Here is a 14,543-nt window from a genome sequence, read left to right on the forward strand (position 1 = left end):
AAATACCAACGAGCGTTTTTAGCAGGAGAATCCCTATGAAACGCTGGCTCTCAACTTTATTTCTACTCCTGGGGCTGCGTGAAGTAAGTGCTCAGGTTTGCCAGGAAGTGGCAGTAGCCACCAACCCGCAGCAACGGGAACTACTCCGCGACTACCTCAACAACTGCCGAACAGGGCGCTACTTCGTTGAAGACAAGGGCGTAGTAAAACTCGTTGTCTATCAAAATGATAAGGGCGAAACCTGCTGGTATCTAAGGGCCCTTATTGATGACCGCTACCAAGCCCAGCCGCCCGCGCAATATGCCCGGTATAATAACGATGTTATCGTGGTTTATCGCGGCGACAGTACCAGCCGGATAATTCCCTCCGTGGGCAACGAGGCCGCCCGCCGCACCTGCATGGATGAGGTGGTCGGTGGCCGAGTATATACCTACGCCCCCCGGCCGGCCTATACCGTCGAGGTTGATGAGCAGGGTAGAAGCAAGAAAATACTGATAACTCACCTCTTGGGGGGCAATTTGCATAACGACCTAATTATCATTTTTCACAAAGACGGAACGATTTCTAAGTTGATTCCAGTCTGAGCCGGTTGGCTAGTCGCGCGCGCCCTACCCCCGCCGCGAGCGCAGACTCAGATAATCCAGATAATACAAGACCTTGACCGATACGTTGTTATTATGCGGCGTGTTAGCCACGTTGGCGAGGTTGTCGAAGTAGAGGGGGGTAGCCGCGTTGCCGAGCAGCGAGGTAGCGGCGGCTTGCTTCCACACCAAGCTCACCTGCGAGCCGGGCGCAAACCACCACACCAGCGAGGCATCCACGTTGAAGGCGTTGAAGCTGGTGTCGTGGGCGCGCTGGTAGTCAGGTAGTTGTTCTTCCGCTCCAGTCGGCCGCAGGCGGGCAAAGGCCAGGTAGTGCACTGCACTCACGTAGTGCCGCACGCGCATCGTGAACGAGAGGCGGTTGGTGAACGTGTAGTTGGTCGTCAGCGTATTGGTATACGTAGCCACCCGGCGGCGGCCCAGCAGCACATCGGGCCCCAGCAGGGCGCTGTACTGCTGGTCGATGGGCTGCGTGAGGTCGAAGCCGTCATTCACGTAGCCTATCTGGTTCACTTTCAAGGCGTAGTCAAACGTGTAGCGAAAGTTCAACTTATCGCTCACGCGGTAGCGCGGGCTCAGGGTGAGGCCGTAGGCCAGGCGGCGCGGGCGGTCCAGGCGCTCGTCGAGGGCGTAGACGCGCATCCCGGCGTTCATGTCGTAGGCCAGCTTCTTGCGGTAGTCCGACGACACGAACGTACCCAGGTTGAAGCTGGTGGGCACCCGCACGTAGTAGCCGCCCAGCGGCGCGGTGCGCGGCTCGTAGTAGTCGTGCTTTTGTAGGTCTAGGTTCAGGTTGCCGCCCACCGTCAGAAAGCTCTTGGTGAAGGTGGTATTGGCGCTGCCGTAAATACCCGCGTCCTGATACAGCAGCGGCCGGAATAGCAGCGACTGGTACACGCCGAGCGTGGTAGAGAGGTTATTCACCTTCCAGAAGGGCTGGTATTTGTTGTAGTTCACGGTGGCCGACTGGCTCACGTTATTATTCCCGAATAAAATTCCTAAGTCGTTGGGATTGTAGGTATTCGACTCGATGCCGTGGTCCACGTTCCAGGTCCAGTTGCCCGAAATCTTGCCGTAGTTGAGGTAGTATTTGTAGCCGCTGGGGTCGCTGACGGGCGTTTCGGAGTACATGGCCTGGCCGCGCCGCATCGAGTAGTTGAGCTGGCCATTGAAGGCGTACTGATTCTTTTTATCGGCGAAGCGAAACAGGCCAGCCGTCACGTTGGCGTCGTAGGTGCTGCCGGCGCGCGTCACGTTGGTATTAATGAGCGACACGTAGGAATTATGAGGTAGGCTCTGGTCGAGCACCACGATGTTGTAGTTGGTCAGCGGCGAGGTTAATATCTCGCGCTGCCGGCCGCTGGCCGAGTCCTGCACCGTGGCGTAGGTGGCCGCCGACACGGCATTGAACACCCCGATGCCCAGGCCCTTGCTGGTGCGCCCCGACACCTTGGTGGCGTTCAGCAGGCGCGTCACGCCGGGGTTTTGATACAAGAATTCGCCCTTGCCCAGCTGCCCGCTCACGTCGCTGAAGCCCAGCGGCTGCGCCCCTACCCGCCGCGAATAAAACAGGCCGCCCTTGTTGAACAGCTCGGTACCTTCGGTAAAAAACGGCCGGTTTTCCTGGTACTGCACCTCAAAAGGCGAGAGGTTAAGCACCTGGTTATCACTGATAGTCTGGCCAAAATCGGGTATCAGCGTGGCATCCAGCGTGAAGCTCTCGTTGATGCCCCATTTCACGTCGGCCCCGACGTTGAAACTGGTACTGGTGTTCTGCTTACCCTCCAAATTATAGGGGTAGTGATTGGCGTAGGTGCTCACGTAGGGCGTGAGCGAGAGGCGCAGCGGCGGGTGCAGGTTTTCGAGGCCCGTCAGCTCGCCCCACTGGTTCACGAAGCCATCCACGCTGGGCTGCACCTCGTTCCAGAAAAACTGCTGGTTGCTGGCCTTGCGCTGGCGCATAAAGTTGACGCCCCAGGTCTGCACCGGGGCCGCCGCGAACCGAATGGCCGAGTACGGAATCCGGATTTCGACGCTCCAGCCCTTGCCGCCGGGCAGCGGGGCCACGTGGCTCTCCCACACTGCGTTCCAGGCCCCGTCTTCGCCATTGGCGGGCGAATAGCGGTTATCTATCTGCACCCCCGTGCTTTGCACAATAAAGCCGTAGCCATTGAGGTGGTCGCGGTAGGGGTCCAGAAAGATGGCGAAAAAGTCGGTGTTGCCGCTGTTATCGCGCTGGGTCAGCTCGCGCTTGATGCTGTCGGGACTGGCTTCCAGCATTTTAGCGCCCACGTACAGCGCCGCGTCGTCGTAGAGCACGCGCACTTCGGTGGGTAGGCGCTCGGGCCGGCCGGGGTGGGGCCGCCGCTCCACAAACTGGCCGGCCAGCGGGGCCGTCTGCCAGGCCGCGTCATCCAGCACCCCGTCGAGTTTGAGGGGGGTAGGCGTGCGCTGGGCCGCCAGCTGGCGGCGCGGCGCGGCCGCGGCCGGCGCGGTAGCCGGGGCTTGCTGCGCACTGGCCACCGGGGCTACACTAGCAATAAGTAAGCAGCTATACAACAGGCAGATAAGCCCGCGCTTAGCTTGTGAGAACAACATGATAAATAGGTGAAGAATTGTCAGGCAAGGCCATAGACGCGGCAGTAAGCCCGGCCGTTGCCTGGCTCCCGATTTTTTGACGAACTCCCCAGGCCGCCCCAGCCAGTCGTGCCGGAGAGACGCGACCCTTCGCGTCTCTCCCCATTGAACAACACGGGCGAACGATGCCCGCGCCAAGAGAGACGCGAAGGGCCGCGTCCCTACTTCTCCTTCCGAAAAAACACGTCGCCGCTCACTGATTCGAGCTTCACCAGCGGCCCGCTGCCGCTGCCGTAGCTGCCATGCAGCTCGTAGCCCACGTAGCTGCGCTGCTTGAGGTTGCTGAACGTCACGGCCGGGTCGGCGTACACCTCACCCGTCACGGTGTGCAGGCTCAGCTCGGCAGCTTTGGCGGGGGGCCAGCTCAGGTCCACGTCGCCGCTCACGGTTTTGGCTTCTATCTCGTTGCCGCTGAGGTTGTTTATTTTGATATCGCCGCTCACGCTACGCACCACTACGGGGCCGGTCAGGGCACTCAGCTGCACGTCGCCACTGATGGTTTTGGCCGTGATGGCCCCGCTCAGCTCGCTCAGGTCGAGGTCGCCGCTGATGGTGCTCAGGCGCAGGGCCGTGCCGGCGGGCAAAGTCACCTCGTAGTCAATCTTAGCGCAGTAGCTGTACTCGCCCTGGTGGTAGCTGAGGGTAGGCCGCACGCCGCCCGACTTGCCCGAACGGGTGTAGCCGCCGTGCACCCCGCCGCTGGAATTGTTGCGGCTACCCCCCTCGCAGTCACCGGTATAGTGGCTCTCGCGCAGCTTGTCCTCGTCCAGCTTTTCCACCACACTCAGCTCATTACCGCCCTTTTCCAGCCCCAGGCTGTACAGGTCGTTCTGCGCATTGTCGTTGATGTTCACTCTGGCCTCCACCTTCAGCCCGGCCCCCGGCCGCACCCGAATGCTGTGGGCGTACTTGAGGTCCAGAAATACGCCCTGCCCGGCGGCCAGCGTAGCGGTTTGGGTCACGAGGCGCTGGGCCAGGACCGGAGCCAGGCTGCTGATTAGCAGCAGGGTGGCGAGTAAAAAGCGAGGCATGGCAATGGATTATTGATTGTTAGTAATTAATTATTGACCTGGAACCTACTTCGCTTTGCGCACGAAGATGTCGCCGCTCACTGACCGCAGCGAGAGGGTAGTGCCCCCGCCGTTGGCGCGGCCCTCCACGGTCTGGCCGCCCACGTGGCGCAAGCCACTTTCACCGCCCAGGCTGAGGTCAAAATCGGTGTAGATTTCCCCCGAAATTGAGCGCATGGACAGGCTCACCTTGGCCGAGGGGGGTAGGGTCACATCCACATTGCCGCTCACCGAAACCACGGCGCAGGGCTGCGTGGGGGTAGCGCTAAATTGTACTTTAACATCACCACTCACGGTGTTAGCCACCACTGGGCCGCTCACGTTGAGCAGGCGGATATCGCCCGAAAGCAGCGTGGCTTCCACGCGGCCGGCCAGGTCGCGCACCGTCAGGTTGTCGGAGCCGCCCATCGCGTCGCGCACCATAGCTACATCGGTGCGGCGCGGCACCCGCACCGTGTAATGGCCCTCGCTGCGGGCCGTGTGTGTAACGCGCAACACGTTATCACCTTCGGCGGTCACGGCCACGCCCAGGCGGGTATTGTCGTTGCCCCCGCTATAAATGGGCCGCAGGCCGCTGGCCAGCGCGGGTGGTGCCTCAAAGTGGCCGGTACCCCGCAGTTGCAGCTCGTCGCCATCATAGCCCTCCACCGTCACGTCCGAGCCGCGCATGTCGAGCACCACCTTGCGGTTGGTCGGGCTGTTGAATTTCATTTTGAACTCCTGAGCGCGCACGGCGGCCGGCAGGGCCAGCAGGAGGAAAAGAGCTATTTTTTTCATGATAGAGCAAGAGCGAAAGGGAAGCGGGAGTAGGAGGCTATTTGTCCTTGCGAACGCAGTGCGGCAAGGACAAATGGCTCCTGGCATTTATTAAATCAATTGGCCCAGCCCGTTTTCGGCTTGCAGCCGCACAGCGGGTAAGGCCTCGGGCTTTTTGGCCAGCTGTTCGAGGCTGGGTACGGCGCGCTTTTCGCGCAGCGTCACCAGGGCGTCGATGAGGGTAATCTGCACGTTGGGGTCGGTTTGCAGGGGTAGGGCCTCCACCAGGGCGGGGCCCACGCGGGGGTCCTGGCGCAGGCGCACTAGGGCTTCGCAGGCGGCCAGGCGCACGTTGGGGTTGGGGTCGGTATCGAGGGTATGAATGAGGGTGAGCACGGCCGGGTCGTTGGGCTCCGTGACCAGGGCCGGGGCCTGGCTCACCAGCTGCAAGCGCTGGCTGGCCGTGCCCGGCTGCTGCCGCGCCGCCGCCAGCTGCACCGAAAGCGAGGGCCGGGATTCCTCGACTTGGGCCAGCGGCGCGCTGGCACCGGGCGCACTGCCGCGCAGTAGCAGCCCCAGCACTGCCCCAATGGCCACCAGCGCCACGCTGGCCGCCATGCGCAACCAGGTTTGGGTTTGTGACTCTTGGTTTCTGGCTCCTAGTTTTTGATTGATGGAGTTCGCCTGGAAAGCAGGGGGTAGCGCCTGGCCGCCGCGCTGGGCGCTCAGGCCGGCGGGCGAAGCCGCGGCCAGCTTCGCCTTTTCCTCGTTCAGCAGGGCCTGGAAGTCATCGCGCATGGTGAGCGGTGGCAATTCGGGGGGTAGGGCGTCGAGGTCATTGAAGAGCTGGCGCAGCTCGGCCAGCTCAATTTGGCAGGCGGGGCAGGCGGGCAGGTGCGCCGCTAGATGCGCCGCCGCGGGCGGCAGCGGCTGGCCTTCGGCCAGCTCTGGCAGCCACAGCCGCAGCTCTGCGCAAGCCGGGTCGAAAGTCGGATTTTTGTTAATAGAGTTCATACTTAATAAGAAGACATAAGAGTAGAATCAAGAGGGCGGAACAGCTTTACTGCCAACGGGCCGCGTAGCCCGACTTGGCTAAAAACTCGTGGGGCGCAGTAAAATCGTGGCGCAATTCAATGATGTCGGCGACGGCTTGTCGCTTATTGCGAGCCTGTTGGTAATACGCCCGGCAAATGGCGTAGCCTATGAAGTACCCTAGGTCGGCGGGCCGGTGCTGCGCTTGGGCCTGGTCGCCGTTATAGAGCCACTGGCTGGCGTCAGGGCTGCTCAGCACGGGTTCAAACTCCTGCCAAAGAGTCCGCTCGTACTGGCGGCCGTAGGTGAGGTAGGGTGTTGTATAAGGCTTGGCCAGCAGCAGCTCCGCAATGAAATCAGCAGCGCCTTCTTGCAAGCAGTAGCCGAGCAGGTCGGTTTTTCCATCCAACTCCGCATCGCCGTCGGGCTGCTGGGTGTGCACGGCCTCGTGTGCCACCAGTTCTGTTACGCCATTGGCGTGGTTCTTAAATACCCCTTGCAGCCAGGTTCCTAGCTCCGTCGCATCGGTTACAGCCGTGGCTGCCGCGATTTCGGTCCCAATCAGCACCCGCTGCCCCTTCACCGTACCGCCAGAATTCAGTGCGCCAATGGTAAAAAATACTTCCACCGGCTTGTAGGATGGATATAGCTGCTGAAACCGGCTCAGAACCTGCTTAATCTGCGACACGCTTTCGCTGACCGCCAGCGTAGCCGGCCGCACCGAGGCCCAAAACCGGGGGTAGCGGTTTACTGCTCGCACGTAGCTACGGGCCCGGAACTCCTGGCTTTTGGCAAAATCCCGGAGCCCCGGCGTGGCCCGGTCGAGGTAGAGGCGCTGCACCAATTGCCGCTGCCGAGCGGTATCGGGGGTAGCGCGCACACTATCGTAGGCCTGCCAGAAATTAGTAATATCCTGGGTGAAAATAGTTGGCTTCGCAAGTTGGATTTGGCTCGCCTGTGCCGATGCTGAACCAGGTAGCAACAATAAAACCAGGTAAATAAATACGTAAGACAAATACATTATTGACAGCTGATTAACTCAGGTAAATCTTGCGTAGCGCATCCAGCGCGCGGTGGGCCTTCACCCGCGCCGCGCCGGCGGTGCAGCCCAGCTGCTCGCCGATTTCGGCGTAGTCGAAGCCCTGGAAGCGGTGCAGCACCAGTACCTCGCGCTGGGCGGCGGGCAGCAGAGATAGGGCTTCGTGCAGGGCTTGGTGCTGGTCGGTGGTGGCGCGCTGGGCCTGGGCGGCGCGGCCGTGGGCGGCGGTTTTTTCCACTTCTTCCAGGTCGGCGGTGGGGCGCTGGCGCTGGTAGTGGTCAGCCCACACGTGGCGGGCCATTTGGTACACCCAGGCCCGAAACGGCTGGCCGGGCTGGTAGCTGGTGCGGTAGCGCAGCACTCGTACAAACACGTTCTGGGTCAGGTCCTGGGCCAGCTCGCGGTCGCCATTCGCCAGGCGGGCCAGGAAGCCAAACAGCGGCCCGTGGTAGCGCTCAAACAGCCCGGTTAGCTGGTCGAGGTCGCCGGCTTGCACCTGGGCCATTAAGGCTTCGTCGCTGAAAGTGGGGGCAGAAACGGCGGGCATCCGGGCGGCTGGGATAGAGTCGGAAGTGGTGGGGTTTGCAGGGAGTACCGGCGGGGTAGCCATACGTTACAGCGGGGGTAAAATTATTTTCAAAAAGCCCGCGGCCAACCGCGCCGGGCCCAAAAAAGCGGGCCGGCCGCCTGTTTTCCAGACGGCCGGCCCGCGAGCCACGGCTTTGTGAGCCAATCAGTTAATTCTCATCCACGTGAATATTAAACGTCGAGGACTTCCCCTGGCCGCTCACCGGCTGGCCCAGCAGCTGGCGGTAGCGCGCCACCTGGGTCGGCGTGAGGGCTCGGCCATTCACCCTACCCCCCTTGTCGTTGAGGCTGAAGGAAAAGCTACGGTCATTTTTCCCAATCAGGCCATCCTGGCGCAGAGCGGCGCGCAATTCCTCCGTTTTGGGCGCAGGTGCGGGCGGCGGTGGGGTCTGTGGCAACGGTGGCCCCGTTTGGGCCATTGGGGCGCGGGGCGGAACGGGCATTGGAGGCGTCTGCCCGTCCCCGCGCTCTAGTGCGCGCAGCTCGGCCGCGTCGGCGGCCAGGCGGGCGCGTAGCTCGGCGCGGCGGGTATTAGTTTCGGCCAAGCGGCCATTAGCTTCGGCGCGACGGATGTTGGCTTCGGCCTGGTCATCAGCCAAGCGGCTATCAGCTTCGGCGCGGCGGATATTGGCTTCGGCATGGCGGATATTAGCTTCAGTTTGGTCGGCAGCATTATCATCAACAGTCTGGCTATTGATATCAAAACGCAGGCGGTTGCGCAACGACCGACGGATAGTATCGCGGTCAAAGTCGAACTGAAAATGCTGGAACTGCTGGCCCATTTCGGCCTGAAAGGTCTGCATCCGCTGCTGAAGCTTCGCCATTTCGCGCTGCATCTGCTGGCGCTGCTCCTCGTTCAGGCTCGGGTTGCGCTGGGCCTTGGCCAGCTCGCGCTGGGCGCGGCTCGTCAGCTCATCCGTGGAAAAATCGAAGCTTAGCGAGAGTCGCTCGGGGCCGGCGGCCGGGCCGGGCACCTGCACTATTTCCGTACTGGCGACTTTGCCGGGCTTGTGTTTCTTGCCCGCCGAGGCAGTTTCTACCGGTTGGCCGTCCACGGTCAGGCTCACTACCCGGCCTTTCTTATCCTTCTCCATCACGACCGTGCTGGCCCGGCCCCGGTGCGGGCGCGGCTCCCTGGCTGGCATTTCGTTCTGCTCGGTTTCGGCAATTTCCCGCGGGCTATTGGGCATAATGGGCATAGGAACCGTGGCCCCTCGCCGGGCCGTATCTCCCGGCGCGGGCACCGTCTGGACCGGCGCAGCCAGGGCGGGGCGGGCGGCCAGCCCTACCCCGGTGCTCAGGCCCAACAGGCCCAGCAGCGTGAGTGCGCCAGCCAGCAGGCGCTCGCGCAGCGTGGGGGCCGGGGGGCGGCTCAGCACCAGCCGGCGCACCCGCGCCAGCAGCTGGCCCCTACCCCCGCCGGTGGCCGCCAGCGCCAAGCGCGGCGGGGTGGCCGGGTCGGCGGTGGTCAGCTCAGCCAGGGCGGCCAGGGCGCGGGCCACCCGCAGGCGGTCGCCACCACAGAGGGCGGCGGCCTGGTCATCGCAGCAGTTTTCGCGCTCGGCCCGCAGGCGGCCGGCCATAAACCACACCGCCGGGTGGTAGAAAAACAGCACCTCCACCACCGCCAGGCCCAGGTTTAGCAGGTAGTCGCGGCGCACCACGTGGGCCAGCTCGTGGGCCAGCAGGGCTTCGAGCAGGCTGGGGCTAAGGCCAGCCACCGCGCCCAGCGGCAGCAGAATGGCCGGGCGCAGGTGGCCCAGCACCAGTGGCCCCGCCACCCGCGCCGACTCCAGCAACGCCACCGGGTGGCGCAGCCCGGCGCGGGCGGCCAGCGCGGCCAGGCGCTGCTGCCACTCACGGCCCAGCGCCCGCGTACCCGTCCGGCGCAGCCGGTCCGCGTAGAGCAGGCCCCCGGCCAGCCGGCCGCTCAGCACCACCAGGCCCAGCAGCCAAGCCAGCACCACCAGGGGCAGGTAGGGTTCCAATTGCTGGCGGGTGGCCGCCGGCCAGGATAGCGGCGCGGCGGGCGCGGCACTGGCTAGGTGGGTGGGCGTCCCTACCCCCCGCAGGGTAGCCGAAGCCAGCGGACCCGGCCCGCCGGCCAGGATTACCGGCGCGGCTTCGGCGAGCGGCACCGCACGGTCATAATAGTAGCCAAATGTGCCCCCCGCCGCCAGCAGCAGCGTGCCCAGTGCACCCGCCGCCAGGGCGTAGCGCACCTCGGCGCGGTGGCGGCGCAGCAGCGGCAGCGCCCCGGCCAGCAGTAGCGCCAGCACCCCACCCTGCCACAGTGAGTGCAGCAGCGCGTACCCTACCCCCCGCACCAGGGCGGGCGATAGCACTTCGTTAAGCCACGGGAGCGTCGTCATCGGAATTGGAAGTTAAGGAGTTAGCGTTTTGAATCTCAATATCGTTGAGTAGGCGGCGAATCTGGGCCAGCTCGTCGGCCGAGGTCTTGCGGTGGCCCAGGGCCTGCAGCACCAGCTTCAGGGCCGAGCCGCCGAAGGTGGCCGCCACGAACTTATCCAGGAGCAGCCCTTGGGTATCGTGCTCGCGCACAGCGGCCCGGTAGATGTGGCTGCGGCCCTCGTCGTCGCGCTGCACGAGGCCCTTTTCCAGCATCAGCTGCATAATTTTTAGGGTCGTGGTGTAGCCGATTTCTCGCTGCCGGCTCAGCTGCTCGTTCACGGTGCGCACCGTGGCCGGGCCGTGCTGCCAGAGCACATGCAGGATTTCCAGCTCGGCATCCGTCGGTTTAGGGATTGGCTTGGGCATGGGAAAGGCGGGAAAAGTTCAGTACGAAATAGTTCGTAGGTCAAAGATTATACGAAACTTGTCGTACTTGCAAAAGCAATGTACGAAACTTGTCGTATTACGGCTTAACTTTCTGTTTTTCACCAGATTATTTTTAGCTGCTTCGCGGAAGGCAACCATAGCCGTCCGCTAATCGGTTTAGGAATTCAACCAAGCAGCGGGGTACTCCCTAACCAAGTAGCCGCCGGGTAGCCAACCTTTACTGCTTCTAGCAGCCCCATGAACGCGACCATTCCCGTTTTTCAACTGAATGCGCTGGCCGAAGCCCAGGAAAGGCCGGCAGTGTTCTTCGTGGGGCCTGATTCCCGGCCGACGCCCCACCTACCCCTCGACCGGCCGTACCGCAGCGATTTTTACAAGATTGGCCTCTGCCTGCGCGGCAGCGCCCGCCTGCAAGTCAACCTCGAAACCTACGAACTAGCCCCAGCTTCGCTGGTGGTGCTTTCGCCCCACGGCATCAAGCAGTGGGGCTTTCGGTCGGCCGACTGCGCGGCGCTCAACCTTTTTTTCACGAAGGAATTTGTGGCGGCGGGCGGCGGGCTAAACCCGGATGACTTCGCTTTTTTTGAGCGCGATGCCCGCCCCGTGTTCACCCTACCCCCCGCAGCGGCCGCGAGCCTCGCGGCCCTGCTGCGAACCATTGGGCAGAAATATGAGGCTCCGCACGTGTATCGGGAGGAAATTTTGCGCAGCTTCCTCCATATTCTGCTGCACGAAACGGCACCGCTCTACGAGGCGCAGCACCGGGCCGCGCCCGCCGGGCGGACGCGCGGCCAGTTGATTACCGCCGAATTTAAGCAGCTGGTCCACAGGCACTACGCCACCGAGCGGAGCCTGACTTTTTACGCCGACCAGCTGTGCATCACCCCCAAGCACCTCGCCGAAACCGTGCAAGCGGCCACTGGCAAGCGCGCCGGGGCGTGGCTGGCCGAAGCCGTGCTGCTGGAGGCCCACGTGCTGCTGCAAAACCCTGCCCTCCCCATCGGCCAGATTGCGGCGGCGCTGCACTTTGCCGACCCGTCCACATTCGGGCGGTTTTTTCGCCGCCACACCGGGCTGACGCCGGCCCGCTACCGGCAGCAGTTGTGACGGTGGGCTACCGCCAGAGCAGACCACTTTAGCCTGCGTTATGTCGTCGCAAAAGTGAGCCGCTCAACAAATGGTTTTTGAGCCGCTCAACAAAGCTAGCCCTCGCATTCACCCGGACCTTTGCCGGGCAATCAACTCGCACATATACGATGTGGACTACGCAGAATATGCCGGACCTGACTGGCAAAACTGTTCTCGTTACGGGGGCGAATACGGGGATTGGCTACGAAACGGCGCTGGCTTTTTATCGGGCCGGTGCGCACGTGGTGCTGGCCTGCCGCAGCCTCGACAACGCCCGGCAGGCCCAGGCGGCCATGCAAGAGCAACCCGGCCGCGCCGGCACGCTGGCCGTGGCGCAGCTGGATTTGGCCAGCCTGCGCCAGGTCCACCAGTTTGCCGACGCTTTTCGGCAGCAGTATCCGCAGCTGCACGTGCTGGTCAATAATGCCGGCGTGCTGGCCCCGCCGCTTGCCAGCACTACCGCCGAAGGCTACGAGCTGCAGTTTGGCGTGAATTTTCTGGGGCACTTTGCCCTGACCGGCCATTTGTATTTCTTGCTCAACCATACGCCCGGCGCGCGGGTGGTGACCGTGACCAGCATGGGCTACCTCGACGGCCGCCTCGATTTCGCTAATTTACAGTCGGAAAACGGGTATGACGCCCTGCGCGAGTACCGACAGAGCAAGCTGGCCAACCTGCTGTTTGCCCTGGAACTTCAGCGCCGGATTAGGGCCATACATGGGCGGGTGCAGTCGCTCGCCGCCCAGCCCGGCGCGAACCGCACCTCCTGGGTCAAGGACATCAGCCCCGAGTACCTGGCCGCCGCCGAGGCGCGCTGGGGCGGCCCAGCAATGGAACCCTGGCAGGGAGCCCTGACTTCGCTCTACGCGGCCGTCGCCGCCGAGGCCGCAGGCGGCAAGCTCTACAGCCCCGACCAGAACGGCGGCTTCCGGGGCTACCCGGCCGAAGCCAGCATCGCGCCGCACGCCCTGAACGAGCCCGTAGCCCAGGCGCTCTGGCAGCTCGCTGAGCAGGCCACCGGCCTTGTTTTTCCGACGTAACGACCCGCGCTCTGTCCATGTCTGCTCCTTTAGGCCCGGCGGCGGCCTCTCGCATCAGCTATGCCTGCTACGGCCACTGCCGCCGGACGGGCGAGCAGTTCGTGCCGCAGCACGTGTTCAGCCACCAGCTGGCCGGGCAAACGGTGGTCAGCGACGGTGACCAAACCCACGTGTTCGCGCCCGGTTCCTTCCGGCTGATTCGCCGCAACCACCTGTTTAAGTTCACGAAGCAGCCCCCGGCCAGCGGGGGCGATTTTCGCACAGTGGCCGTGTGCCTGGGCCAATCGGTGCTCCAGGCCCTCAGCCAGGAGCAAGGCTACCCGGCGGGGCACGCGCCACCGGCCCCGGCTATTTGGTCGCTGACTCCCAACACCTTGTTGGAGAGCTACTTCGAGTCGCTGCGGCCTTACCAGCAGCTGGTCCACTTCCCGCTACCCCTGCAAGACCTCAAGGTGCGCGAGGCGGCGCTGCTGCTGTTGCAAGCCACGCCGGCTTTGCAAGCCGTGCTGTTCGATTTTGCCGAGCCGGGGAAGCTTGACCTGGCCGCGTTCATGGAAAAGAACTTTCGTTTCAACGTGAACCTGAGCCGGTTTGCGTACCTGACGGGCCGCAGCCTGGCTACTTTTAAGCGGGATTTCGCGCGGCTGTTCCGGCAGCCGCCCAGCCGCTGGCTGGTGCAGCGCCGCCTGCGGGAAGCCCGCTTTCTGCTGTTAGAAAAGGGGCAAACGCCGGCGCAGGTGTACCTCGAAGTGGGCTTTGAGGACCTGTCGCACTTTTCGTTTGCCTTCAAAAAAGCCTACGGGCTGGCTCCGTCCCGGCTGGGGGGGTAGGCAAGCCAGCCTCCGCCATCAGCCGTCCGCTGCGCGATTGCCGCACTTGGGCCCGCTTTTTCCGCCGTTTGGCCCTTTCGCACCGGGGTAGGCAACGCGGACCTTTGCGCCATGAAAATTATCGTCACTGGTTCCCTCGGGAACATCAGCCAACCGCTGGCCACCGAGCTGGTGGGGCAGGGCCACGCCGTTACGGTTATCAGCAGCAGCCCCGCCCGGCGGGCCGCCATCGCGGCCCTGGGGGCCACCGCCGCCATCGGCTCGCTGGAAGACGCGGACTTCCTGGCCACCACCTGCGCGGGGGCCGATGCCGTGTACGCGATGGTGCCGCCCAACTTTGCCGCGCCCGATTTGCGGGGCTATTTCCAGCGCCTCGGCCGCCACTACGCGCGGGCCATCCGGCGGGCGGGCGTGCCGCGGGTGGTGCAGCTCAGCAGCTGGGGAGCCGACCGCGACCACGGCACCGGCAACATCCTGGGGCCGCACGACGTGGAGGAAATCCTGGCGGCGGTGCCCGGCCTGGCGCTCACGCACCTGCGCCCTACCACCTTCTACACCAACTACTACGGGTTTTTGGGCCTTATAAAAAACGCCGGCTTCCTGGGAGCCAATATCGCGGGCAGCCACCGGGGAGCGCTGGTGCATCCGCGCGATATTGCCGCTGCTGCCGCCGCAGAGCTGACTAACCCCGCCGCGCCCGGCCGCACCGTGCGCTACGTAGCCAGCGACGAGCGAACTTCCGACGAAGTAGCGCACGTGCTGGGGGCCGCCATCGGCCGGCCCGACCTGCATTGGGTGGAATTTTCGGACAAGCAAATGCGCGAAAACCTCCTCCGAAACGGCCTACCCCCCCGCACTGCCGATGGCGTGGTGGACATCTACATCAGCCTGCGCACTGGCCAACTGGGCGCGGATTATGAGCGCCACAAGCCCGCCCTGGGCCAGGTGAAGCTGGAAGATTTTGCTCAGGAGTTCGCGGCCGCCTACCAGCGCACCGGGCAGCAATAGCCGGGGCCAGCCAG

General features: G+C 63.7%; 13 protein-coding genes. 5 read left to right on the plus strand and 8 right to left on the minus strand.

Annotation, left to right across the window (positions count from 1 at the left end; all coding sequences use genetic code 11):
• Positions 1-35: 35 nt before the first annotated feature.
• Positions 36-584, plus strand: a complete 549-nt coding sequence (locus LC531_RS10950; protein ID WP_223650331.1) for a hypothetical protein — start codon at positions 36-38, stop codon at positions 582-584.
• A 24-nt stretch (positions 585-608) separates the two neighbouring features.
• Here the strand turns inward: LC531_RS10950 and LC531_RS10955 are convergent, their stop codons facing one another.
• The 8 genes from LC531_RS10955 to LC531_RS10990 all read right to left on the minus strand — a co-directional run bounded on the left by LC531_RS10955 (position 609) and on the right by LC531_RS10990 (position 10,502).
• On the minus strand, positions 609-3,200 hold the full coding sequence (locus tag LC531_RS10955) for a DUF5916 domain-containing protein (protein ID WP_223650332.1): 2,592 nt from the start codon (positions 3,198-3,200) through the stop codon (positions 609-611).
• A 200-nt stretch (positions 3,201-3,400) separates the two neighbouring features.
• A complete protein-coding gene (locus tag LC531_RS10960) occupies positions 3,401-4,270 on the minus strand; it encodes a DUF4097 family beta strand repeat-containing protein (RefSeq protein ID WP_223650333.1) in 870 nt (289 codons plus the stop codon).
• Between the two features lie 45 nt (positions 4,271-4,315).
• Positions 4,316-5,086, minus strand: coding sequence for a DUF4097 family beta strand repeat-containing protein (locus LC531_RS10965; protein ID WP_223650334.1), 771 nt, complete (start codon positions 5,084-5,086; stop codon positions 4,316-4,318).
• A 90-nt stretch (positions 5,087-5,176) separates the two neighbouring features.
• Positions 5,177-6,079, minus strand: a complete 903-nt coding sequence (locus LC531_RS10970) for a HEAT repeat domain-containing protein (protein ID WP_223650335.1) — start codon at positions 6,077-6,079, stop codon at positions 5,177-5,179.
• A 46-nt stretch (positions 6,080-6,125) separates the two neighbouring features.
• Entirely contained in the window at positions 6,126-7,082 is a 957-nt protein-coding gene (locus tag LC531_RS10975) for a DUF2268 domain-containing putative Zn-dependent protease (RefSeq protein ID WP_223650336.1), read from the minus strand.
• A 49-nt stretch (positions 7,083-7,131) separates the two neighbouring features.
• Positions 7,132-7,746 carry an RNA polymerase sigma factor gene (locus tag LC531_RS10980; protein WP_223650337.1) on the minus strand — a complete coding sequence of 205 codons (615 nt, stop codon included), beginning with the start codon at positions 7,744-7,746 and terminating at the stop codon, positions 7,132-7,134.
• 127 nt (positions 7,747-7,873) lie between these two features.
• Positions 7,874-10,096 (minus strand): M56 family metallopeptidase, encoded by a 2,223-nt coding sequence (locus LC531_RS10985; RefSeq protein ID WP_223650338.1) that lies wholly within the window; start codon positions 10,094-10,096, stop codon positions 7,874-7,876.
• Positions 10,074-10,502 carry a BlaI/MecI/CopY family transcriptional regulator gene (locus tag LC531_RS10990; protein WP_223650339.1) on the minus strand — a complete coding sequence of 143 codons (429 nt, stop codon included), beginning with the start codon at positions 10,500-10,502 and terminating at the stop codon, positions 10,074-10,076. The genes LC531_RS10985 and LC531_RS10990 overlap by 23 nt, the downstream gene beginning before the upstream one ends.
• A 258-nt stretch (positions 10,503-10,760) precedes the next feature.
• Here LC531_RS10990 and LC531_RS10995 point away from each other — a divergent pair, with 258 nt between their 5' ends.
• From LC531_RS10995 to LC531_RS11010, 4 genes are all read left to right on the plus strand, one after another.
• Positions 10,761-11,630, plus strand: coding sequence for an AraC family transcriptional regulator (locus LC531_RS10995; protein WP_223650340.1), 870 nt, complete (start codon positions 10,761-10,763; stop codon positions 11,628-11,630).
• 149 nt (positions 11,631-11,779) lie between these two features.
• Entirely contained in the window at positions 11,780-12,691 is a 912-nt protein-coding gene (locus LC531_RS11000) for an oxidoreductase (protein WP_223650341.1), read from the plus strand.
• Between the two features lie 17 nt (positions 12,692-12,708).
• A complete protein-coding gene (locus LC531_RS11005) occupies positions 12,709-13,521 on the plus strand; it encodes a helix-turn-helix domain-containing protein (RefSeq protein WP_223650342.1) in 813 nt (270 codons plus the stop codon).
• Between the two features lie 111 nt (positions 13,522-13,632).
• A complete protein-coding gene (locus LC531_RS11010; protein ID WP_223650343.1) occupies positions 13,633-14,529 on the plus strand; it encodes an NAD(P)H-binding protein in 897 nt (298 codons plus the stop codon).
• Positions 14,530-14,543 lie beyond the last annotated feature (14 nt).

The sequence above is a fragment of the Hymenobacter psoromatis genome, from assembly GCF_020012125.1.
GTDB lineage: Bacteria > Bacteroidota > Bacteroidia > Cytophagales > Hymenobacteraceae > Hymenobacter > Hymenobacter psoromatis.

Coding starts and splice junctions, on each gene's coding strand:
- LC531_RS10950 (WP_223650331.1), top strand. CDS start 36: ATGAAACGCTGGCTCTCAACTTTATTTCTACTCCTGGGGCTGCGTGAA.
- LC531_RS10955 (WP_223650332.1), bottom strand. CDS start 3,200: ATGTTGTTCTCACAAGCTAAGCGCGGGCTTATCTGCCTGTTGTATAGC.
- LC531_RS10960 (WP_223650333.1), bottom strand. CDS start 4,270: ATGCCTCGCTTTTTACTCGCCACCCTGCTGCTAATCAGCAGCCTGGCT.
- LC531_RS10965 (WP_223650334.1), bottom strand. CDS start 5,086: ATGAAAAAAATAGCTCTTTTCCTCCTGCTGGCCCTGCCGGCCGCCGTG.
- LC531_RS10970 (WP_223650335.1), bottom strand. CDS start 6,079: ATGAACTCTATTAACAAAAATCCGACTTTCGACCCGGCTTGCGCAGAG.
- LC531_RS10980 (WP_223650337.1), bottom strand. CDS start 7,746: ATGGCTACCCCGCCGGTACTCCCTGCAAACCCCACCACTTCCGACTCT.
- LC531_RS10985 (WP_223650338.1), bottom strand. CDS start 10,096: ATGACGACGCTCCCGTGGCTTAACGAAGTGCTATCGCCCGCCCTGGTG.
- LC531_RS10990 (WP_223650339.1), bottom strand. CDS start 10,502: ATGCCCAAGCCAATCCCTAAACCGACGGATGCCGAGCTGGAAATCCTG.
- LC531_RS10995 (WP_223650340.1), top strand. CDS start 10,761: ATGAACGCGACCATTCCCGTTTTTCAACTGAATGCGCTGGCCGAAGCC.
- LC531_RS11000 (WP_223650341.1), top strand. CDS start 11,780: ATGTGGACTACGCAGAATATGCCGGACCTGACTGGCAAAACTGTTCTC.
- LC531_RS11005 (WP_223650342.1), top strand. CDS start 12,709: ATGTCTGCTCCTTTAGGCCCGGCGGCGGCCTCTCGCATCAGCTATGCC.
- LC531_RS11010 (WP_223650343.1), top strand. CDS start 13,633: ATGAAAATTATCGTCACTGGTTCCCTCGGGAACATCAGCCAACCGCTG.